Consider the following 21,107-nt stretch of genomic DNA (forward strand, 5'->3'; position numbering starts at 1 on the left):
CTCCTTACCCGATTCTCACCTGGGTTTGTCGTTGGTGTTGTTGGCCCCTAAAGAGTCGTAGGAATTTTCTGCCGATGATTGATCAGTATCTATATGAATAATGGTTTGCACCGGGCCGTAGCGTTCCCGAATTGTGCCCTCCACTCGTTCTGCAATCACACGGGCGGCTCCGAGAAATTCTGGGTGCAAGACCAAATACATTTCAACAAACACTTGCCGACCCACAATTCCACGCGACTGAATGCGGTAGCAATGAGTGACGCCTTCGACTTGCCGTGCCAGTTGTGCCAAAATCTCCGGGGCGATCGCCACTTGCCGCACGAGTAATGGTAACTGCCAGTTCAGCACACGCCAGCAACTGCGGATCGCGACGAAGATCACTATGACCGCCAGCAGGGGATCGAGCCACACATAACCGCGCCAGACTCCTACTAAGCCGATCAACACGACCACACTCAGCCAAGCATCTTGCAAAATATGGTTGGCATTCAGCCGGAGAGCCGCACTCTCTAGCACCCTGGCTTCGTAGCGCTCGAAAAAGGCCAGACAAATCCCAATGGCGATCGCCACACCCAAAAGTTGAATCAGCGGCAAATTAATACTGACTTCAAAAGGAACAGCGGCGTTGCGCGTCGACGCTTCTAACTGTTTCAACGCCCCACCCAGCAAGTTGAGGCTAGAAAACCCTAGTAGGGCCACGAGGAGCAGAGCCCCGATTGACTCTAAGCGCCCATGCCCCCAGACTTCTCGCCCGGAAGTACGATGGGGAGAAGTGACTGCTAAGAGGCTGAGAAGCGTACTAAAACCATTAATTAAGGTGTGTACCGATTCCGCTAAAAGACTAAGGGATTTAGCTGCCCAGCCAGCCCAAACCTTCACTGCAAAAATTAGCAGTGTCAACCAAAGAGTAGCCAATAAAACTTGATGAATCGCTCGACGGCGACTGTATGCCTCTGCCATAGACCCAAAGGCTATCACAATTTATTCCTGCCTCAGTGAATGATTCTAAGGACTTAGGGAAATTCTGTCTCTAGGGGTTTGAGCATCCTCAGCCGATAAATCCTAGTTGATGCGAAGCAAATCCGATCGCTCCTCCTGCTAGCACTAACCACATAGAGTTGATTTTGAAGCGAAACACCGCGATCGCACTCAAAATTGCCACGCTCACTGTGAGCCAATCCATCAATGCCGCTTGTGCCAAGGTATAGGTCACTCCCGCCATGAGTCCCAAAGAGGCCACATTCACCCCATCGAGAAATCCGCTAGCGTAGGGAGATTGACGCAACTTAGTCACCCAAGGGTTAACCACCCACACCAACAAAAAAGCAGGTAAAAAAATGCCGAGAGTCGCAGCGATCGCCCCGGCGTTTCCTGCCAGCAGATAGCCAATGAACGTCGCCGTGGTGAAGACTGGACCTGGTGTAATCTGACCAATGGCAACGGCATCCAAAAGCTGCTGGGATGTCAGCCAATGGTTGCGCTCGACTAAATCCCGTTGTAAAAATGCCAGTAAGACGTAACCACTGCCATAGAGCACACAGCCAAGCTTGAGAAAGAACAGAAAGACACTAACCCAACCCACTGAGGTGACGGTCGTTGCAGGGGCACTGATTTGAGGCACGACTCCCGACAACGGCAAGAAGAATGCTCCCCAAGGCTTGCCTTTACTTAGCCCGTTTTTCACGAGCATGACCGCAATACCTAGCGAAACGAGCACCAAAATCTCGTTCCAGCCCGCTAAGTAAGCCGCGATCGCGCTTACCCCTGCAACAATCGTGGGCCTGTCCTTAGCTGCCTTTTTACCCAGATTCCACACCGCCTGAACCACGATGGCAATAATGACCGGTTTGATGCCATAGAGTAGCCATGACACCTGGGCCACAGTTTGATAGCGAGCATAAATAGCAGCCAATGCCCAGACAATCAGCATGGCAGGCAGAATAAAGCAAGTTCCTGCCACCAATAAGCCCCGCCATCCGGCTCGTTCGTAACCGATGTGAATGGCTAACTCTGTCGAATTGGGACCAGGAATCAAATTCGTGACCCCGAGTAAATCGAGCAGTTTCTCCCGGCTCATCCATTGACGGCGGCTGACCACCTCATGGTCCATCATGGCGATGTGGGCAGCAGGCCCACCAAAAGCAATCGTCCCCAGCCGCAAAAACACGATTGCGAGTTCTGTTAATCGCTGTTGTTTCGGAGTTAGAGCGCGATCGCCCTCTGCTGCCTGTCCCTGAAACTCCTCAGGTTCCTGCGTCACCGCAACTCTCCTGTGTTGATGGTTAGATCAGGATCGTGCCAGATTAAGCGCTGCATTTGCGTCAATCTAAGACGGGCGATCGCACTTTCGCTGTTACCTGGAGGCAGGTTGGCTGAGCCTGATACCCTGAGGATTGAATACCAACACAACAGTTCAGCCCTTACCAGCTAGCACCGGAGGAAGTCACGATGCAGGAATCTACAGCCACTCCACCCGCTTCAGCAAAGTCTACCGAGGTTACGCCCAAAGACATTCAGTTATTGGTTTTGGATATTGATGGCACGATCGCTGGAACTTCCAACCAAGTTCGTGAGCCTGTCAAGCAAGCGATTCGGGCCGCTCAAGCCAAGGGTGTGAAGGTGGCCATTGCCACAGGGCGGATGTTTTGTTCAGCGGTGCGTTTCCACCAAGCTGTTGGCTCTGACTTGCCGCTCCTAGCTTATCAAGGAGCCTTGATTAAAGATGTATCGACTCAACAAACGCATCGCCATTGGCCTGTCTCTAAGGAAACAGCCCACCATTTATTAGATTATTTCGAGCAGCCAGAGTTGCGATCGCTGCTATCGGTGCATTTCTATATCAATGATCAGCTCTATGTTCGTGAACTAACGCCAGAAACCAAGATTTATGCTGAACGCTCCGAAGTAGAGCCGATTGTGGTGGGAGATTTGCGTCGAGCGCTGACCGATGAACCCACAAAGGTATTGGCCTTGAGCGATGATACAGACGTAATTGAGCAATTATTTGGTGGGCTGCGCCAACGTTACACCCCCGCAGAACTTTACCTGACCAAATCAGTGGCGACTTTCTTTGAGGCGACTAATCCTTTAGTGAATAAAGGCATTGCTGTGAAATACCTCACCGAAGAGATGCTAGGTCTTAAAGCCGAAAATGTGATGACCGTAGGCGACAACTTTAATGATCTAGAAATGCTGGAATACGCCGGAGTTGGTGTGGCGATGGGAGATGCACCAGATGACGTAAAAGCGATCGCGAGTTGGGTTGCTCCCAGTGTGGAGTTGGATGGAGCTGCCGCCGCGATCGAAGAGTTTGTTCTGTAATTCGGGTGGGGGAAATACTGGTTTAAAAGTCAGAAAGGGCACCGACGACTGGCCGTGTTTCGTCTCGGTGCCCTGACTGGTTCGCTCCTCACACAAGATTTAATATAACTGACTGACACAGCTTTGTCACCCCCTCTTCAAACAAATTTCATAAGATACTACATTTGGTAGCCACAATATGAAAGTTTTATGGTAATGGCTCTAGGGCCTGGGCGCTTTAGCCAACCGCTTTTGAGCCAAAATTCTGTCTTAGTGCTGACTTAGCGCCGATCGTACTTCTATAGTTCGGTAGGGGCTACTAAGCCCAACACCTCTTGTATTAGTACTTGCAAGAGAGGCTGAGTCGCCAAGACTAAACCTAGCCGCGCTTGCACCAAAGCTTGATCGCTCTGCTGAACATCCCCCCAAAAGCGGCAAGCATCGTAGAAACTTAAAAACGCTTTAGCCAAGGCTGCGACTAATCGCTCAACCATGCGGTACTCTTTGGGCTCTAAAGGCAACGCGATCGCTGCGACTAACAGGCTCTGTAACTCATCGACTGTGTCAATCAGGGCAAAAATCAAACTTTGTTCAGCGGGGTGCACTAAACGTAGTTCACTCTGTAGGTTTAACCAAGGAATCGCTGGGGCCGCGATCGCGCTTGGAGTCAAGCTATTTATATTGACAGGCTCCTCAGCTAGTAATCCCTGCTCCCGGGCTAAACGTAGCAAAGCGTAACAGCGAGCGTGAGCATACTGAACTACAAATGGGTCAAAAATATGACCTTGATTAACCTTTGATGACTTTTGTGGAACTACTACTGGGCTCAATTTTTGACCAACCCCCTCAACTGACTGTTGCAATTGCGGGACGAAATGATACGTCCTGCACTGTAGCCAATCAGCCAAGCCTTGAGGTATCAGTTCAAAATAAAGCCAACCAGACGGTTCAAGCTTCACCGTAAAATTCCTTAAGCCAAAACTCACGCTTGTTAAGGGAGGGTTACCAGGTAAATTTTGAGCGATCGCTGCTTGGGAAAAGTGCTCAGTGATTAGCCTCGCAAGCTCTATAGCTGGCTTCTGGCAATGCTTGGCGAGTTGTAAAGCGATCGCCGAACTGTACAAAATCGGCATTTTTCCCTTGACTCGTTGTGCAGAAATCACCAGTTTTAGCTCTCCATTTGGTAGCAGGCTGGGTTCTATCGTTGGTGTTGTTGAAGAGCAAACTTTTGGGAAAACATCACTCCGTAGGCAGATTACCTCTTGTAACTGCCTCAGTAACAATAATTGCAGCGCAGGGTAGGTAACGATCGGTAAACTCTTACTCACGTATGGTACGAGGATAACCAGGTTTAACCTGCTCACTTTAGGCTAATAGGTCAGCAGATCGTTGGAACTTTCTTAAGAAATGAGAGTCCATGGCATTCGGCCTTCTCCGTGTTTATACATTTCTTCATGTACGATTGTTAGTACAGAGATAGAAACACTGAAGAGAGTCAAGCCGAGCTAGCTGTATAAAATTGACCTGGCCTGAGGAGTTGATTTGAGCTTAATCATCCGTGCCCCCTTAACAAGTTTGCTGTCTTAGGTCCTTATCTGTTTAGTTTCTAAAAGCCTGGTCTTATGTACTCAGTATCCCCACCTTCAGAAGCATCTCGACCTTTCCTAACCTGGCAGCGCATCTTGGATTGGTCTCAGGAGCACTACCGCTGTCGTGTCTTCAGCAAAGACGAGAAAATCCCTGCTCGTCCTGGTTTACTGTATCTAGTACAAAAGGGCTCTGTTCGCCTGGTGGGAAGCGCCCAAGTCAGCGCCACAGGCAATTCGCGCCTTCCCCGCATTAGTCCAGAAGAAGCTTTTCTAGGTTTTGTGGGTGCAGGACAACCATTTGAGATTGTAGCTCAGTCTCCATTCACACTGCAAAGCTATGCTCACGTAGACCAAACCTCGGTGGTTTGGATGTATTGGCACGATCTAGATAATTGGCCACATTTTCGCCGAGAAGTGCTAGACGCCTTCCGCTACCAACACCAACGCAAATTGTTGTGGTTAAGTACTTTGGGCCAGCGTCGGACCATTGACCGTTTGTTAGGGTTTCTGACTTTGCTAATTGAAGAGTTTGGTGAACCCTGCGAAAACGGTTATTTCCTTCCTTGGTCTCTTACCCATGCTCAGATTGGGAGTGCGATCGGATCTACTCGCGTCACGGTAACCCGCTTGATGGGTAAGCTGCGACAGAAGGGCTTGATCTACACCCAAGGCGATAATCTGCTGTGCTTGCCTGCCGAGTCGATCGCGCATCGCTAAAACTATTATTTCTGTTGACATCTGTTCTTAGGCTGCTGAGTATGAGGGCTAACTAGCTCAGTTGGCGCTAGCTAGTCGCTCATACCAGTTGTAGTTTGATCCCAATGCGGTCATGCTAAGTCATGGGCTTTATGGCTATGTAATTCAAGCCTAGCAAGGGCTGCGAAGACTGTTGTAGTGGCAAGGACAGGATAAAGCGCGACCCGTTCCCACTCTCAGAGTCCAGTGTAATGGAGCCGCCATGGAGTTCTGCCAACTTGCGGGTAATTACCAGCCCTAGTCCGCTGCCTTGGTGTTGCCGAGACAGAGAGTTGTCAATTTGTGAGAATGGTGTAAATAGTAGATCTTGCTCAGCTTTGGCGATGCCAATTCCTGTGTCCCACACCAGAAAATTAACGGTATCTGGGATACTATCGGATTGTCGCTGGTGAGAGCGATAGACTTTCATTCCCACTGATCCCGCTGGAGTGAACTTCACGGCATTGGTCAGTAGGTTAAGCAACATCTGTTTGAGGCGTCTAGGATCAGCCACGATATATTCTAGTTCTGGCTCAACTTCCATTTCTAAGCGCAGATTTTGATTCTCGACATGCTCTTGAATCAAACTGATAACGCTTTCACAAATATCGTTGATGAAAATCTGCTGAGGTTCGAGTTCTAGGCGATCGGCCTCTAAGCGTGACAAATCCAAAATGTCATTAATTAAGTCGAGCAGGTGCTGTCCGCTCAGGTGGATGCGCTCGATGTAGTCTTTTTGTTTGGGATTAAGCTGGCCAAAAAATTCTTGCAATAGAACGTTGGAGAACCCCAAAATCGCGGTCAGAGGGGTCCGCAATTCATGGCTAGTAGTCGCAATGAATTCTTCTTTTAGCCGAGTTGTTTCAGTGAGTTGATGATTTTGAGTTTCTAAGAGTTGCCACTGTCTTCTAAAATCGCTGATGTCTCGACAGACTCCCACGACTCGCTGCACAACTCCGGCTGGATCAGCGATGGGTGTATAGATGGTTTCAAATAGTCTGGTGCCTGATGGTAGAGAGAGCTCGTGATCGACGAAAACGGGTTCTCCAGTTTTGAAGGCTTGGGCAATGAGTTGATCAAGCTCCTGCCCGGAGGAACCTAGCAGCTCTCGGTTGGTTTTACCCAAAACTTCGGGTAGCGGGTATCCCAACAAGGCGAGGCCAGCGGAATTGATGGCTATATACCGCTGCTCTTGGTCGTATTCGACAAAGATATCAATCGATTTTTCTAGAAATAAACGGAAATGCTCAGCGCTAGCGCGTTGCTCATGTTCTTGGCGATACAAATAAGCTTGGCGTAAGGCGATCGCGCATTGATTGGCTACCTGCTCTATCAGCTTGATTTCGGCTGGCTCAAAGTGGCGGGGTTGAGTGTGGTAGACACATAAGGCTCCAATCAAACCTTGATTATCCAGGATGGGGCTAATCAGTTGGGTAATCACTGTGGAGTCAGAGTTTAACGGCGATGATCCAGCGCGATCGCAGCGAACCAATATGGGTAAAGGTAACTCTCGAAGGGATGCCCAAGAAACTTCATGAATACAGGCTTCGCCCGCTAAGAGCTTTTGACGGCATGGTTCTGGCCAACTTTGGATTGCAAAGCGCTGACCGACTAAGGATTGATCTGAGGGAGGGGAGGAGTGTTCATAGCGAACTTCTAGCGATCGCTGACGGGGGTGAAACAGGCTGGCATAACAGCCATCGATCGCTAAAGTTTCGACTAACCCTTCTACAGCGGCTTTGAGGACTTGATCTTCTGATAAGTCTTTGCGGAGGGTTTCGGTTAAGCTGCGGATGAGTTGCTCAAATTGCAGCGATCGCTCTAGAGATCGAGTGCGTTGGTTGACGTGATCTTCTAATTCTTGAGCATAGGTTTGCAACTGTTGCAGTAAGCTAGCTTGCTCTAGCGCGATCGTGACTTGGTCGGCGACCGCTTGAACTAATTGCTGCTCATCGGTCGTCCAGTTTCGCGGAGTTCGACAGTGGTGGACGACCAGCAAGCCCCACAAGGTCCGCTTTTGTGGATCTACTGTTTCCTGAATGCGTTGAATAGAAACGGCAATCATGCTGCGAGTCTGCACTTGTTTGAGCATGGCTCGGTGGCAGTCTGCCAAGGGTTCTTGCTCTACATTGGCTACGCACCAAAGCTTGCCTAGACGGTATGCCTCTATATAAGGCGGAGGGATGCACTCCGCTGGAAAACTTTGCCCCAGCATCGCTGGATAGCACAAGCTAACTGACTCGGCAATACAGGTGCCACTTTGATCCGGTAGCAACTGATATGCTAAGACGCGATCTGTGTCTAGGGCCTGTTGTAGTCGGACTACGGCAAGCTGGACGATCGCTGAGAAATCAAACGTAGTGCGAATTTGGGCCGAAATGTCACTTAATAAAGCCTCGCGTTCTCGTCGCTGTTGAATTTCTTCCGCTACACGCTGGCGATCGCTCAGGTCTGTGACAAAAATTATCAGGTAACTGTCTTCATCTACTGGCTCACCAACTAAAGCCAGTTTCACTTCTGCCCAAATAATTGAGCTATCCCGAGAGAAAAAGCGTTTTTTTACTGTTGTTTCACTTGGCTGGCCTTGAATAATTTGTTGTAGTAAATCAAGTTCTAAGGGTAAATCTTCTGGATGAGTAATGCTACGATAATCCAGCCGTCTTAGTTCAGCTTCGCTATAACCAATCAAGCGACAAAAAGCTGAATTGGCTCTTAAAATACCACCTTCTAAACTTTCATAGAGAATGCCAATTGGCGCATTTTCTAGTAGCTGATTTATACTATCCATCGGCAGCAAAGCTAAGCTGTAAAATTATTGTTTCAAGCTCTTGTTATTTTAATTCTCTGCGAAAGCAGTGGATTTAGTAAGGATGGCTTGAGAGTGGTGAAGTCCACTCATTCTAGTGTAGGAATAATTTTTTGTTCAATCCGAACTTTAACTAGTTCTTCAATAAAAAAATATATAGCTATCCTAAAGTAGTGAATGAGTGATGCGCCCAAAGGATATATCTGTCCCAAATCCTATTTATTCCCAAATTCTTGGAAACTGCTATACAAGAATAAAATGATTAATATTGTTAACTTATTTACTAAGTTAATTGGCAGGCGACAAAGTCCAGTTTTAGTATTATCTCGTACTGATTGCCACAGCAGTATATCTTTAGTTAAGCTGGAAAATATCAGTGTAAATCCAGTTGATTTCGCTGAATTGACAGTGAAATCAAAATTAATTGCTTGCTATAACAGGCACAACCCATTTGGATTGCTATATTACTTCGCCAGATTAAACTTAGGGTGCTCCTAGGCAGGCGAAGCCAAAATTAGTGGGGTGGAATATTACTGCGGGAAGTGAGTGGGCAACTACTGTGATGGCACAGGGACAAAATCATAACCCGTTCCCGATCGCAAGCCGGGGGCAATTTTGACGAGTTGGACCGAAGCATTGCGATCGCCAGAAGGCAGAAATCGAATGGTGCCTGAAGCGCCTGTGGTAGAGAAGTCGGCACTAGATAACACCTGTTGGATGCCTGCTCGGGTTGGGCTTTGCCTTAAGGCTGCAAAGAGTGCTTGCGTCGCATCATAAGCGAGGGCGGTCCGCCAGTTGACATCACCACCCCACAGTTTTTGAGATTCCTGGGGAAAGGGAGAAGTTGGATCAGTATTAATATGCCACGGCACAGCCAAGACCATTTCTGCGGCGGCATCGCCCCCGATTTCTAAGGTTTTAGGGGTGTAAACATCATCACCACCTAAAACATCAAGGCGTTTGCGATTGAGCTGAACAACTTGGAGCGCTCTGTCTAGGCTATCGGTCGTAGCGGCTAACATGAGCACTTCAGCATTTTGCTTCACGGCTTGCTCAATACTTTTGGCCGCACTAAAGTTGGCCTCAGCCAGATCAAATTCTGCGGTTACTTGTCCGCCTCGTGTCAGAACCGAGCTGACAAATTCAGATTTGAGAGATTTGCTGTAATTACTCTGAGAATTGAAGAAAACAGCGGCATTCTTTTGCTGTAACTTGCTCAGCATGTAATCTGCTAATGCTCTGGCTGCCACATAGTCGCTAGGGACAGTGCGAAAAACGTAATTGCTAAAGCCTGATAGTTTTACAGAAGTGCTAACAGGAGAAATGGCTACCAGCTCTTCAGCTTCGTAAACTGAGCCTGCTGCTAATGAAGTGTCACTAGCAAAGTGACCTACCACCCCTAAGATTTGATTGTTTTCTACTAAGGCTGTAGCAACTCGCTTGGCAAGCTCTGGATTGTTGTCGTCATTGGCGATCGCGACCCTGAGCAATGTGCCGTTAATGCCTCCAGCCTGATTAATTTCAGTTTGCGCTTGAGCCACCCCGCGAAAAATTTCTAAAGCTCCATTTAGGTCCGTGTTCACAGGAGCTACAACTGCGATCGCATAGCTTTTGCGCTGACCAACACGAGCATTATTCAGAAAAATCAAAGTCTCGGGGTCATTGCGCTGCTCTTTCAAAGCCGCCGTAAAACTACCAATCGCTTGGTCATAGCTTTCCTGCGCAAGGGCTTTCATGCCGTTCTCTTTGCGGGGGCTGGGCGCTCCTGGGCTCAGCGTCTGTTCCCCAAAACTAATGATGGGTTGCTGGGAATCCAGTTTGGCATCAGGAGACTCACCCGCTTTAGGATTGAGCAGCGTGCTGATGCCAGAACCAGGGGTGCGATGCGTCATCCACCAAGCACCAGCCCCTAGAAGACCTAGAGTGATTAACAATGAGGCAGCAAGAACAGCAGTTTCATTTTTGGGTGACATAGCGGCTTAGCGAATTCTGACAAAACCTGCTCTAGCAATTAGATTTTGGCCTTCTTCTGTCAATAAAAAATTGGCATAAGCCTCGCCTGCTTTTTCTTCAGCTTGACCATTTTGTTGAATCACCACGTACAAATTTCGGATCAAAGGATACTGTCCTTGTTGAAATCCATCTGTGTTCAGTCGATTTCTCTGGGCGGGGCATTGCGAGGAGGTAACCAGTGGCTCTTGATAGGGAGCGATGAAGCTGCTGCCCTGACGAGACAAAGGTAAAGGCTTAATTGTGCATTGGGGCACTACTTCAGGAGCGGAAGCAAAGTACACTCCCCCAGGATCTTCTGCCAACTTGCGAATCGCTTGTGTGGTCGTAGAAACAAATTCTACAGTAGGGCCGAACGTTTGCCCTCCCAACACATCTTCGACAAACAGTTCAACTGTACCACCGGAATTCGTGGGGCGGGTGTATGGTGTGATACTAAGGTTAGGGCCTCCCACCTGATTCCAATTGGTAGTTTGGCCTGTGTAAATGGCTTTGAGTTGCGCCAGTGTTAGCCCTGGCAAGTTGAGTCCTGGATTCACCGCAACGGCAATCCCATCGATCGCAACTGGGATCTGCTTGAGTTCTTTCCCTTGTTGCTCTGCCTTATTTGCCTCCGATTCCAAAATCGGTCGAGAAGACTGAGCAAAGGCCAAGCGATCGTTGATCAGCATGCGAATGCCACTGCCAGAACTGGCGGAACCTGAGTCAGGCCCTAAGTAGCGTAATTGGAATTCAGGTCTGGCTGCTTGAACTGCGGAGTCAACGGTTAAACGCAGAGGAGCCCACGAAGTGCTGCCCCCGTACTTAAAAGACCCAGAGGGTATATTTTGAACGTCTGCAAAGCCTTGAAGTTTGCTTCCTGGCTGGCTAGCAACGGCTGGTGGCAAGTCACTACGTGAGTTGGAATTCTTTTGTGACGTTGGCTGTAGCAACCCACCTAATGGAGCGCCAGAGCGTCTCATGAGCCACACAGTACCCCCACCGACTAAACCAAGGGTAATTAAAAGCGCCAAGACGAGTGTAGCCGTTTCATTTTTCTGAGCCATGAATCCTGCCTACAGAAAACGAGACAATAGGGTGTAAACCAGACGAAATAGAGCGGCCACTGCGATCGCGATCAGTCCAGCAAAGGTCACGACAATTAAAATGTTGGGGAAGAACGTCAGAGTCCAAAACCCCCTAAGCAGATACATTAGACCCAGCGTGATTCCGGTAATAATTACCAGATCCACCTTTTCGATCACGCGCCGAGATTGAGCCCACACCAAGACACTCAAAACTAACAGCGAAACGCCCGCCCCCAGCCAGATCGGTTGCAGCAGGCTAGTCAAAGCGATCGCAATTAGTCCTCCCTCAAACCCTGTAAATGCCGCGCCACCTAGTAGTTCCAGCGTGGAGAAGCGAGGCCGAGTCATCGAGGGTGGGGCAGGAGGACTAACAACAGGTGGTGGCGGAGGAGTTGGGGAAGTGGAAACAGGAACAGGCGGCGGGGGAGTTGCTGCGGTACCTGGAGAAACAGGCGGCGGGGGAGAAACTGACGGGGTAGCCCTTGGTGCCAGTGCTGCCGTCACCTCGGCTACAGATTGGAAGCGCTGGCTTGGTGTGGCTAAGAGCATCCGATCTAAAACATCAGCCAGGTGATCGCTAAGCGTTACCTGCGATCGCCAATTCCAGGAATTGCTGTAAGAGTCAAAGAGGTCACCAGGTTCTTTGCCTGTCAATAAATGAATACAAGTGACCGCAAGGGCGTATAAATCTGTAGCGGGGTAGACTTGGCCGCCGGAGGTTTGTTCGGGTGGGGCATAGCCAGTGGAGTAGATTCCAGTTGAGGATTTTGAGGTAGCGCCTGCCGCCTTCTTGACCGCGCCAAAGTCTAGCAAATAAATACGACTATTGCGGTGCCTCATGATGTTGGAGGGTTTAATGTCGCGATGGATCGAATGATTGTCATGCACAAACCGCAAAATCTTCAGGACTTCCACCAGAACTTCCACCACCTCATCCTGGGAAAGCTGCCCCTTCTGAGCTAGCTCCTCCTCCATATTCTGGCCGTCTATAAACTCCTGCACCAAGTAGAAAAATTCGTCTTGCTTATTAGAAGTGCGACTCGGCACCGTCAAGGAGAAAAAAGCAAATAGATCAGGAATCTGGGGGTGGTTGTTGCCTAGTTGCTCTAGAACTTCAGCCTCACGCTCAAAAAGATTTTTAGCTACTTCAATCTGATCAGCACTCAAGTCACCTGACGGCTGAAACTGCTTAACCACGCATTGGCGCATTGCTGGGGTGTAGCGATCGCGAGCCAGAAATGCAGCCCCAAAGCCACCCTTACCTAGCAGCTTCAGTGGCAAGTAGCGGCCCAGCAGAATTAAAGACATGCCACAAGTGGTGCAATACTTTTGTGGCACTGTTTTCAAGACTTGGGTGTTATCTAAATCAGCAAACGAATTTTGCGGTCTTAGGCAGCCTGGACGGGTGCAGTAAAGATCCATGAGCTTTCAGGTGATGGCAATTGGGCTAATCCATACCACTAGAGCTAGGAACCACGGTTGTCAAAGCAGGTGATCCTAAAAGTTCAGCCTCGTGCTGCTTCATAGCCTGAGTTGGGTTGCTGAATCGAGGCAAAACCTCATTGAGAAACGCTTCAGCGGCTTTCGAGCGGTAACGATTAGGATTGAGAATGACAGAGAGCATCCGTTGAACGACGACCTCATCAATCCTGGCTCGATGCAGGACTCCCATCTGAAGTTCTTTCTCAATGGCAGAAACTGAGACGAAGGCAGCTCCTAAGCCCGACTGCACCGCATTTTTAATCGCTTCTATTGAATTGAGTTCCATCTCAATTTTGAGTCGACGAGTTTCAATGCCACACCGCGTTAAAACTTGATCAATCACCTTGCGAATCGTGGATTGCGAGTCTAAGGCGATAAATTGCAGTTTATAAAGGTCTTCTTTTTGAATCGTGCTCACCCTAGCAAAAGGGTGAAACACAGGTAAGATGAGTGCGAGTTCGTCTTCAGCGTAGGGAATAATTTCTAATGAATCTTGCAGTTCTGGAGGAACCTCACCTCCAATGATCGCTAGGTCAATTTGTCCATTCGCTACACTCCAGGAGGTTCGACGGGTGGAATGAACATGCAACTGCACCGAGACATCAGGGTATTGTTGCCGAAATAAGCCAATCATGCGGGGAAGTAGGTAAGTTCCCGTCGTCTGACTCGCTCCAATAATTAGAGTGCCACCTTGAAGGTTTTGCAGATCTTCGATCGCGCGACAGGTTTCTTGACACAGCGTTAAGATTTTTTCCCCATAACTGAGGAGTAGGTGACCTGCTTCGGTCAGTTGAGCCCGACGACCACCACGATCGAACAACGGCACATCAAGTTGCCGCTCTAGATTCTGCACCTGCAAGCTGACGGCGGGTTGAGAGACATATAAGCTGTCAGCGGCTCGCTTAAAACTTCCCTCAGCGGCGATCGCTTTGAGAATACGGAGTTGATCCAAGGTAAAAGGAAGGTCAGACATAACGGCTAAACCTGCGAAAAAGGAGCCTAGTAGTACCAAGTCAATGAACAGAAATTAACAGAATTTACAGAATTTAGGGAAATGTAAAATTTGCGACGGTGGGTGCATGTATTGTATGGATTCTAGGATGATGCTAGTTAGGCAATCGGAAACCAGATTTCTTCCCCACACTACTTTGTGGCACAAATTAAACCGGATCCATTGCAGCGAAATTGAAAATAAATGAAACTTAGCGTTTGAAGCATTTATGAAGCGGGAGGTTGTCCGGGACTTTCTGAATTTACCAGGAATTGCGGGTGTTGCCCTAATGGATGGGCGATCGCGCCCCTACTTTTGTGGCGTCGATCAAACATTAAACTTTCAACAGAAAGAAGCACTCGCTCAAGGAATTCGGCAAGTAGTTGAAACGACCCCAGATGGATTTGAATCTTTCGTCTTTCAATTCACGGGGCACCAAGTTTTCATCTATAAACTTGAGCACGGCATTATTTTGTTGGTGTTAGCACGCTCACAGCTAGTTTATGCAGACTATTTAGAAGCGATCGTCAACCTCAAAGCCGCTTTGCAAGAAGACATCACTACCGCGATCGCAACTTTCCGCTTATTAGCCAGCGATGTCACCATGTCAGGCCACAACTACTGGAAACAGCGGATTGATGGCAACCCCACCAGTACTCTAGACTCCAGCCTAACCACAGGTGCTCGCTCTTTTAGTCGCGACTCACCTACTGCTATCAATCCATCTCTTCCAGACTTGGAGCCTACTGCTACACCCTTAAATGGTAAACAAAGTTCATCTACACCCCCGCAGGCTCCACCTCCGCTTGGTTTAGAGTCCCATGCCCCTAGCTATGCCCCTGTGGACCTGAAGGAGCTACTGACAACACTCAATCACCTGAGCCAGTTCACCACCCAGTATCTTGGTACGGCAGTGATCACGAACTATTGGAAGTCTAGTCGTCCGGATTTGGATTGGTTGCATAACTTCCAGGTCGATCGCTCAGCTCAGCTCACCTTTTCTAATCCGCTGGCTCAAGGCACCAACCAGCCAATTACAACTGAACAACAGCAATGGATTCAACAGTGGGTGGTTGCGTTTATCAAACGGTGTTCTCAAGTTATTCGTGACTTTCCCACCATTGTTGAGCAAAGAGCCTTGAATGACCGCCAAAAACAAATCTTATTGCAGCAATCTCCATAAGTTTTTCTACAGCATTCGGTGTTAAAAATATGGCTAAAATTGTTCGACTAGAACCGATCGCCCAGCAAACTTCGGTTGAAACCAACGGCAGTCTGCTCTCAATTTTGATCAACAAAGACCTAGACGTGCTCAAAGAATGCGGTGGGCGAGGCATGTGTGCCACCTGTCACGTTTATGTGAGCCAGGGAATGGACTCCCTCTCCCCCATGAACCGCCGGGAGCAGCGGACTTTAGAAATCATTACTACATGCAAACCTAACTCCCGCCTCGCTTGTCAATCGCGAGTGTTGGGCAATGGTGTGGTGGTGGAGCTACCACCTGGTATGTACATCAACTCGTTACAGGATATTGAGGCGCTAATCGGGCGACGAGCCGAGCAAGATTTACTCCACCCGATTACAGGCCAAGTCCTAGTTGAAGTCGGAAAATTGATTACTCGTTCTATGCTGAAGCAACTAGAAGACACGAGTTTCAAAGTCGGAGAATATTTCCCTCATACCACTGATGTTTAAGGGCTGTTCCAAGGAGAGTGAATCCGATCTTCAACTTAGTGACTCTATTGATCTAGCTTTTTTGCCTTAGCTTTTCCTCGCTTTAGCGCATGGGTTGAGGTTGGTTGTGTTCCTAATCTTCAAACCTGGGGCATTATTAAGAGAACTTAAGCCTTTGGCCAACGCTCCACACCCATGCTGAGTCAAATTCAATATCTGAGCCAAGCAGTAGATGGTCGATATGCCACGGATGAAGAGCTACAGTTCATCAGTGACTATCTTCAGTCTTTTAATCTTCGCCTGAGTGCTTATGCCAGACTCCAAGTAGCTGAGGCTACCATTGTTCAACAGGTACAAGCCAAGCTGCGATCGCTCGATCCCGCATTGCTTCAGAATGGCTCAGAAGACGTAACCGGAAAGTGGCGACGAGATACGATCAGAGTATTGCGCTACTCTGCGATCGCGATGTTGCTCAATGATGCCGATTGGCTACGCGATCGCCTACTGTATTGGATGCAAACAGTGATGAAAGCGTTTGGAGCCCAACGGAGTTGCGATGCCACCTATCAGATCATGCAAGAGGTGGTGCAGCAACACTTAACTCCTCCAGAAGCCCGTTTGTTTTGTCCCATCCTAGAGCTAAATCGTGCTTTGCTAGGGGGCTCGCCGGATTCTTAGGTGAGAAGCACAACTCTAGCAAATTAGGCTGGTTTCCCAATGATTTAGGGCTGCTATAGATTTATAACTGTTAGATTTATAGCATTTAGGGAATATTGATCAGTGGGGAAGCTGGGATTTTCCCGGACCGTTGCAGACTGTTTCAGATTGGAATGCTCCGTGGGTGATCCTAAGAGACTAAGCATTGTAAAGACCCAACAACCTCTAGTTTCGCCAGCCCTTAAAATAGGAACGCAGTTTTGTTAAACATCAGCCTGCCGCATTGCTCTAGCCATTTTTGCGGACCAGTGAGCTGAGTGAGAGCGCAAATTAAAACCCTTACGTTTGTTTCTATTTCAGTCCATTTGCACTTTGCCAAGAGCATCCTATGGTGATCGCAGCTAACAGCTCCCAAACCCTTAAAAACAAAATTGCTAAGAAGCATAATCACTACGGCTTCAAAGACTTCTTTCAGTTTGATCCTGATCGCGGCACGATCGTAGATTGGAACGGTAGCCAAAATCTTCTGACCAGTGAAGACTTTATTATTGGCTTGGTCGAAGGTCTGGAAGAGGAAGTCGGTGATGCTTCTGCCGCCATCATGTACACCATTGGTTGTGAGTGGGGGCAGAAAGATTCTTTTTTCTTTGAAAAATGGTTTGAGAAAGAGTTTGAACGCAACATGCGCCAAACTAACTTATTGTTCCTCCTAGAAACTTGGTGGTGGCCTTTTACCTCTCAAGGTTGGGGACGCTGGGAAGTAGACTTGGGCGATCGCAAACAGGGATTTATGTTCATCAACCTGTTTGACTCAGCCGTTGCTCGATCTCTAGGGGACGTTGGTAAGCCAGTTTGTTATCTGTACGCAGGCTTATTTGCGGGCTTCTTTACAGAAATGGTGAAAAAGCAACTGAGCTGCATCGAAATTCAGTGCTACTCAATGGGCGAAACCTACTGCAAGTTTCTGTTGGGCGGGCAAGATCGGATAGATGCGGCTGCCTTCTGGCTCAATGAAGGTGCTACAGCACGAGATATTGAGAAGCGTCTACGTTTGGGAGATAGATTGGGATGACTGCTATCACTGTTGCTCCACCCAATGGCACTAAACCTGAAACCCAATCTAAGAGTTGGTTGCAGTCCTCAGTTCAAACTTTTTTTACAGGTTTTAATTGGGAAGACCAGTCAGCTGAAGTGCAAGAGCTGAAACTTCAGGGATTACAAGGAACCAACACTCCTTTGAGCTTGACTCTGAGTGTGAACCAATTCTTTGGTGCCATCAACTGGGAAGGTGTGGCGGCAGCGGCTCCTGTAGCAGTTTTAGCTCCCACATCGCAACCCGTATCGGTAGCGAATGACTTGACCCTGGATGATTTCTCTAGCCTTTTCTAGGCTACCGCTTTTAGCTTGTCCCTTTGGCTTGTCATGGTTAGCTTAGCTTGCCACTCTCAGCTCGCTTTTAGGTGAGCGCTTTCTTGCAACCTCTCTAAATCTGGCCTGTAATTATGCACCAACAAATTGAATCGCTTTTCGATGAAGCTGAGAGTCGTTACTTAAAACCTGAAGAACTAGGTGTCTTGAGCCAGTATGTGGACTCTTTGCCTCAACGACTAGAAGCCTATCGGCATCTGCGGGATCAGGAATTGGATGTGATGCAACAGGTTGCTAATCAATTGCAGGCAGCGCTGCCCCAGGAAGAAACAGAGACTCTAGAGCGGAGCATCAAGCATGCTTTGCTGCTGCTGCGTTACTGTGCCATGTCGATGTTGCTTAATGACAATTCTTTCGTGCAGAATCGCCTGCTGAGTTGGCTGACTCGCACGGTCCAAACCTATAATACGCAAACGGTTGACATGACGCTGTATCGGTTCCTGAATCAGCGTTTAAGCCAAGTTCTCACTCCCCAGCAGTTGAACTTGTTGAAACCGCCGCTAGCGTTGGCTCAAAATACGTTACTAAACCAAGTTAAGGCTTAAAGTTTTGAGATAGCCTGAAGCGATCGCGCTTCTCTTCACTTTCTGACAAACTTCTAGCCATTCGTCACTGAATTTCTTTAGAGCAGTTTTTATGATTTCTGTTGCTGATCTACTGATTGATAATCGTATTCCTGGCAATTATTTTGCGACCGATGCTTATGTTCAGGGCGACCTAGAACTGGGCCTACTGGAAAACCGTCGAGGCGATCGCTTATTGGCCTTGCCTGAGACTCTGATTCAAGGCATTTATGCGGGCCTAGATAAAGAAACAGGCCAAGCGACTCGGTTAGTTTTAATGAACTGTGGTCGCTGGTGGGGTAAAAACTTTTATGCTCGCTTTTGCGAAGAACTAAACGACTATTACGGCACTGCCTTAGCCGACATGGCCATGGTTGAGTTTTTGCAATCTCTACAGCAATGCTGGCTGACTCACGGTTGGGGCAAAATTGATTTAGATCAATCCCATCAAAACCGAGGATTTTTGGTAGTAGAGATCGTGAATTCTCCCTTTGCTCAGCATGCTCCCAAATTAAATCGTCCGGTCTGCTTTTTAGAAGCTGGAATTCTCAGCTCGTTCTTCAGCCAGCTAACCAATAAAGACCTTTACTGTGTGCAGACGACCTGTGAGTCAATGGGCGCTGATCGCAATCGTTTTATCTTAGGCTTAGCCAAGCGGCTGGAGCCAGCAGAAGCTATGGTAGAGAATCAGCTAGACCATGAAGCGATTATGCAAAAACTTTGCGCTTAAATTGGCTTAACTTGTGTCAAATCGGTTAGCCCGTCCTGATCCACCTGCTTCCCAACCCCTAAAACGCTCCAAGTATCGATTGCTTGGGTTGGTAGGTCAGGGACAATTTGGTCGTGTCTTTTGCGCCAGTCATCGTAAAACAGGTCGTTTGGTTGCGCTCAAAGAGCTAGATCATCAACGCTTTCCTACGCATAAATTCCTCCGCGAGTTGCGTTTTCTGCTGAGCTTACAGCATGCCAACATTGTGACCTGCCAAGCTTTGGAGCATACTCGTCGCGGTCGCTACCTAGTCATGGATTATTGCGAGGGTGGCACACTACGCAGCTTAATGGAGGGGGCGGCACCCCTAACTTTGGCCCAAGGTCTAAAGCTGATGCTAGATATTCTGGCGGGGCTATCTCATGCCCATCAGCGCAGCATTGTGCATTGTGATATTAAGCCAGAAAACATTTTACTCAATACCCAACCTCGCGGCTGGACGGCAAGGATCTCAGATTTTGGCATTGCTCGCTTAAGTCGAGAACTCGCTCAAGAAGCAGGTAATACGGGTTCGCCTGCCTATATGGCTCCTGAGCGCTTCTATGGGCAGTACTTTCTCTCTTCTGACCTCTACGCGTTGGGTATTTTATTTTTCGAGCTGCTGCTCGGTTATCGCCCTTTTTCTGGCTCGCCCGTGGAGTTGATGTCGGCTCATTTGAACTCACCCGTCAATATTCCAGAGGTTGTCCCAGCCGAACTTAGTCAAGTCGCGCTGACTGCGCTACAAAAACTGCCAGCTCGACGCTTCCAGACAGCTGAAGAAATGTTGGCTGCTACTCAGTCGGCTGTGGAAGAACTAAGTGCTAGGTTGCCGCTAGAGTCAATTCACTTGCCGCTCTTGCCCCCTCCTCACTCCTCAACGCCCCAATGCGCCTTTCATAGCGTAGAGCACGAGCCTTTAATCGCTTCGATGGCTAGCTTGGCAGTGATGGCTTCTCCCGCAGGTCAATGGCTTTATCGCAGCACAGACCTCGTTTGTAATGGAGAGATTATTGCTGACCAGCTGATGTCTACTCCAACCATCCCTCTAGCCATTCAGAAACAACGGGTGGGTGCGATCGCAGTTCCGGAGAGGATTCAGGCTTTGGTGGCTCGTCCGCAGGGCTGTTTTGCGATCGCGTCTCGTTCCATCTACCTGTTGCCTTTAGATCAGGCGATTCCTGTTGCTAGTAATGATGGACGGCTCTTAACTCGACCGCTGGTGCAGCTTGATTCCGAATTTGTGGCTACTATCGCACCCCAAGGCAATTGGTTAGCAACAGCGGCTCATCAGCCTGAGGCAACGGCGACAACAATCACGATTTGGCGTCATCAGCTTGGGCAACCAGACCAAGAATTTGTCGCTCAAGCGGCAATTGAGCATCAATCCGCTAGTTCCTGCCAAATCCTGGCATTAGATTCGCGACATCTTGCGGTGATGTCTACCCTAGGTGACAACTCCACAGAAAGCTTCTCCACAGGCGTACTCTCTAGCAGTAGCAAGCCATTAAGTGGAAGCGGCCAATCTGGTTTGTCTCCTGGAACCTTAATTGTCGGTTACACCCGACGGGGACAGCGGTTGGGCTCTTGGTTACTGCCTTTGGCGGTTGACTCACTCATTTCGAGTGCGATTCCCTACCGCGTCTTGGGAAAAGAGGCAGGTTGTACAGACTCAATGGTGCTAATCGATCTCAAGCCGCTGCGAGTACGGCGAATTAGAGTCAATCTAGAGCCAGCCATATTTGTTGCTACAGCTTGGGGTTATGTTTTGGCCGATCGTCAGGGACAACTAGTTTTATTAGATGAAGAAGGCCAACAATTAGGTCAAATCGCTGCCCCCACCGTTACTTCTGCGGATTCCCCCACGTTAGCTACAGCGATCGCTACTTTTAGCAATTTTGGAGTTTTGCTGGCGACCTGGCAGCAAGCGACTCAGCAAGGGCACATTCATACGATTGACTTGAGAGAGTTTGACCTAGATTTGATGTTTTAGCAGTTAAGGTTCACGGCTATAGAGGCGCAAGGTTAGAGCGTAAGGTAGTTGGCAAAAAACGATA

At 48.6% G+C, this 21,107-nt stretch carries 18 protein-coding genes; 10 read left to right on the plus strand and 8 right to left on the minus strand.

The genetic code is table 11. The features are described 5' to 3' along the window. Positions 1-15: 15 nt before the first annotated feature. Both H6F68_RS17450 and H6F68_RS17455 read right to left on the minus strand, forming a co-directional pair. On the minus strand, positions 16-960 hold the full coding sequence (locus tag H6F68_RS17450; RefSeq protein ID WP_190560935.1) for a cation diffusion facilitator family transporter: 945 nt from the start codon (positions 958-960) through the stop codon (positions 16-18). A gap of 88 nt (positions 961-1,048) precedes the next feature. Then, a complete protein-coding gene (locus H6F68_RS17455; protein ID WP_190560937.1) occupies positions 1,049-2,260 on the minus strand; it encodes a chromate transporter in 1,212 nt (403 codons plus the stop codon). Between the two features lie 188 nt (positions 2,261-2,448). On the opposite strand from H6F68_RS17455, the gene H6F68_RS17460 reads away from it, so the two are divergent. Further along, positions 2,449-3,321 carry a Cof-type HAD-IIB family hydrolase gene (locus H6F68_RS17460; protein WP_190560939.1) on the plus strand — a complete coding sequence of 291 codons (873 nt, stop codon included), beginning with the start codon at positions 2,449-2,451 and terminating at the stop codon, positions 3,319-3,321. 278 nt (positions 3,322-3,599) lie between these two features. Here the strand turns inward: H6F68_RS17460 and H6F68_RS17465 are convergent, their stop codons facing one another. Then, complete coding sequence (locus tag H6F68_RS17465) at positions 3,600-4,463, minus strand: DALR anticodon-binding domain-containing protein (protein WP_190560941.1); 864 nt, start codon at positions 4,461-4,463, stop codon at positions 3,600-3,602. A gap of 459 nt (positions 4,464-4,922) precedes the next feature. Between H6F68_RS17465 and H6F68_RS17470 the strand changes: the two genes are divergently transcribed. Next, complete coding sequence (locus H6F68_RS17470; RefSeq protein ID WP_190560943.1) at positions 4,923-5,606, plus strand: Crp/Fnr family transcriptional regulator; 684 nt, start codon at positions 4,923-4,925, stop codon at positions 5,604-5,606. Positions 5,607-5,721: 115 nt separating this feature from the next. Here the strand turns inward: H6F68_RS17470 and H6F68_RS17475 are convergent, their stop codons facing one another. The 5 genes from H6F68_RS17475 to H6F68_RS17495 form a co-directional block, all read right to left on the minus strand. Continuing rightward, positions 5,722-8,412 (minus strand): GAF domain-containing protein, encoded by a 2,691-nt coding sequence (locus H6F68_RS17475; RefSeq protein WP_190560945.1) that lies wholly within the window; start codon positions 8,410-8,412, stop codon positions 5,722-5,724. Positions 8,413-8,984: 572 nt separating this feature from the next. Next, positions 8,985-10,403: an ABC transporter substrate-binding protein gene (locus H6F68_RS17480; RefSeq protein WP_190560947.1), complete on the minus strand. Its 1,419-nt coding sequence runs from the start codon at positions 10,401-10,403 to the stop codon at positions 8,985-8,987. Positions 10,404-10,409: 6 nt separating this feature from the next. After that, positions 10,410-11,486, minus strand: coding sequence for a PstS family phosphate ABC transporter substrate-binding protein (locus tag H6F68_RS17485; RefSeq protein ID WP_190560949.1), 1,077 nt, complete (start codon positions 11,484-11,486; stop codon positions 10,410-10,412). 9 nt (positions 11,487-11,495) lie between these two features. Beyond that, the gene (locus H6F68_RS17490; RefSeq protein WP_190560951.1) at positions 11,496-12,929 is read right to left on the minus strand and encodes a serine/threonine-protein kinase; all 1,434 of its coding nucleotides are present in this window, start codon (positions 12,927-12,929) and stop codon (positions 11,496-11,498) included. 25 nt (positions 12,930-12,954) lie between these two features. After that, positions 12,955-13,962 (minus strand): LysR family transcriptional regulator, encoded by a 1,008-nt coding sequence (locus tag H6F68_RS17495; RefSeq protein WP_190552188.1) that lies wholly within the window; start codon positions 13,960-13,962, stop codon positions 12,955-12,957. A gap of 247 nt (positions 13,963-14,209) precedes the next feature. On the opposite strand from H6F68_RS17495, the gene H6F68_RS17500 reads away from it, so the two are divergent. The 8 genes from H6F68_RS17500 to H6F68_RS17535 all read left to right on the plus strand — a co-directional run bounded on the left by H6F68_RS17500 (position 14,210) and on the right by H6F68_RS17535 (position 21,043). After that, on the plus strand, positions 14,210-15,163 hold the full coding sequence (locus H6F68_RS17500) for a hypothetical protein (protein ID WP_190560953.1): 954 nt from the start codon (positions 14,210-14,212) through the stop codon (positions 15,161-15,163). 29 nt (positions 15,164-15,192) lie between these two features. Continuing rightward, on the plus strand, positions 15,193-15,675 hold the full coding sequence (locus H6F68_RS17505) for a 2Fe-2S iron-sulfur cluster-binding protein (protein WP_190439315.1): 483 nt from the start codon (positions 15,193-15,195) through the stop codon (positions 15,673-15,675). A gap of 174 nt (positions 15,676-15,849) precedes the next feature. Then, on the plus strand, positions 15,850-16,332 hold the full coding sequence (locus H6F68_RS17510) for a phycobilisome protein (RefSeq protein WP_190552184.1): 483 nt from the start codon (positions 15,850-15,852) through the stop codon (positions 16,330-16,332). A 367-nt stretch (positions 16,333-16,699) separates the two neighbouring features. After that, positions 16,700-17,383 carry a V4R domain-containing protein gene (locus H6F68_RS17515; protein ID WP_190552182.1) on the plus strand — a complete coding sequence of 228 codons (684 nt, stop codon included), beginning with the start codon at positions 16,700-16,702 and terminating at the stop codon, positions 17,381-17,383. After that, positions 17,380-17,700 (plus strand): hypothetical protein, encoded by a 321-nt coding sequence (locus tag H6F68_RS17520; protein ID WP_190560955.1) that lies wholly within the window; start codon positions 17,380-17,382, stop codon positions 17,698-17,700. The genes H6F68_RS17515 and H6F68_RS17520 overlap by 4 nt, the downstream gene beginning before the upstream one ends. A gap of 113 nt (positions 17,701-17,813) precedes the next feature. Next, on the plus strand, positions 17,814-18,284 hold the full coding sequence (locus H6F68_RS17525) for a hypothetical protein (RefSeq protein WP_190560957.1): 471 nt from the start codon (positions 17,814-17,816) through the stop codon (positions 18,282-18,284). 91 nt (positions 18,285-18,375) lie between these two features. Next, positions 18,376-19,032, plus strand: a complete 657-nt coding sequence (locus H6F68_RS17530; RefSeq protein WP_190439303.1) for a V4R domain-containing protein — start codon at positions 18,376-18,378, stop codon at positions 19,030-19,032. 13 nt (positions 19,033-19,045) lie between these two features. Then, positions 19,046-21,043: a protein kinase domain-containing protein gene (locus tag H6F68_RS17535; protein WP_190560959.1), complete on the plus strand. Its 1,998-nt coding sequence runs from the start codon at positions 19,046-19,048 to the stop codon at positions 21,041-21,043. Positions 21,044-21,107: the final 64 nt, after the last annotated feature.

It is taken from the genome of Trichocoleus sp. FACHB-262 (assembly GCF_014696035.1).
GTDB lineage: Bacteria > Cyanobacteriota > Cyanobacteriia > FACHB-46 > FACHB-46 > Trichocoleus.

Excerpts from the sequence above, each read along its gene's own strand:
- H6F68_RS17470 (WP_190560943.1), top strand. The coding sequence starts at position 4,923 with ATGTACTCAGTATCCCCACCTTCAGAAGCATCTCGACCTTTCCTAACC.
- H6F68_RS17450 (WP_190560935.1), bottom strand. The coding sequence starts at position 960 with ATGGCAGAGGCATACAGTCGCCGTCGAGCGATTCATCAAGTTTTATTG.
- H6F68_RS17510 (WP_190552184.1), top strand. The coding sequence starts at position 15,850 with ATGCTGAGTCAAATTCAATATCTGAGCCAAGCAGTAGATGGTCGATAT.
- H6F68_RS17475 (WP_190560945.1), bottom strand. The coding sequence starts at position 8,412 with ATGGATAGTATAAATCAGCTACTAGAAAATGCGCCAATTGGCATTCTC.
- H6F68_RS17515 (WP_190552182.1), top strand. The coding sequence starts at position 16,700 with ATGGTGATCGCAGCTAACAGCTCCCAAACCCTTAAAAACAAAATTGCT.
- H6F68_RS17495 (WP_190552188.1), bottom strand. The coding sequence starts at position 13,962 with ATGTCTGACCTTCCTTTTACCTTGGATCAACTCCGTATTCTCAAAGCG.
- H6F68_RS17500 (WP_190560953.1), top strand. The coding sequence starts at position 14,210 with ATGAAGCGGGAGGTTGTCCGGGACTTTCTGAATTTACCAGGAATTGCG.
- H6F68_RS17520 (WP_190560955.1), top strand. The coding sequence starts at position 17,380 with ATGACTGCTATCACTGTTGCTCCACCCAATGGCACTAAACCTGAAACC.
- H6F68_RS17490 (WP_190560951.1), bottom strand. The coding sequence starts at position 12,929 with ATGGATCTTTACTGCACCCGTCCAGGCTGCCTAAGACCGCAAAATTCG.
- H6F68_RS17525 (WP_190560957.1), top strand. The coding sequence starts at position 17,814 with ATGCACCAACAAATTGAATCGCTTTTCGATGAAGCTGAGAGTCGTTAC.
- H6F68_RS17460 (WP_190560939.1), top strand. The coding sequence starts at position 2,449 with ATGCAGGAATCTACAGCCACTCCACCCGCTTCAGCAAAGTCTACCGAG.
- H6F68_RS17505 (WP_190439315.1), top strand. The coding sequence starts at position 15,193 with ATGGCTAAAATTGTTCGACTAGAACCGATCGCCCAGCAAACTTCGGTT.
- H6F68_RS17485 (WP_190560949.1), bottom strand. The coding sequence starts at position 11,486 with ATGGCTCAGAAAAATGAAACGGCTACACTCGTCTTGGCGCTTTTAATT.
- H6F68_RS17480 (WP_190560947.1), bottom strand. The coding sequence starts at position 10,403 with ATGTCACCCAAAAATGAAACTGCTGTTCTTGCTGCCTCATTGTTAATC.
- H6F68_RS17530 (WP_190439303.1), top strand. The coding sequence starts at position 18,376 with ATGATTTCTGTTGCTGATCTACTGATTGATAATCGTATTCCTGGCAAT.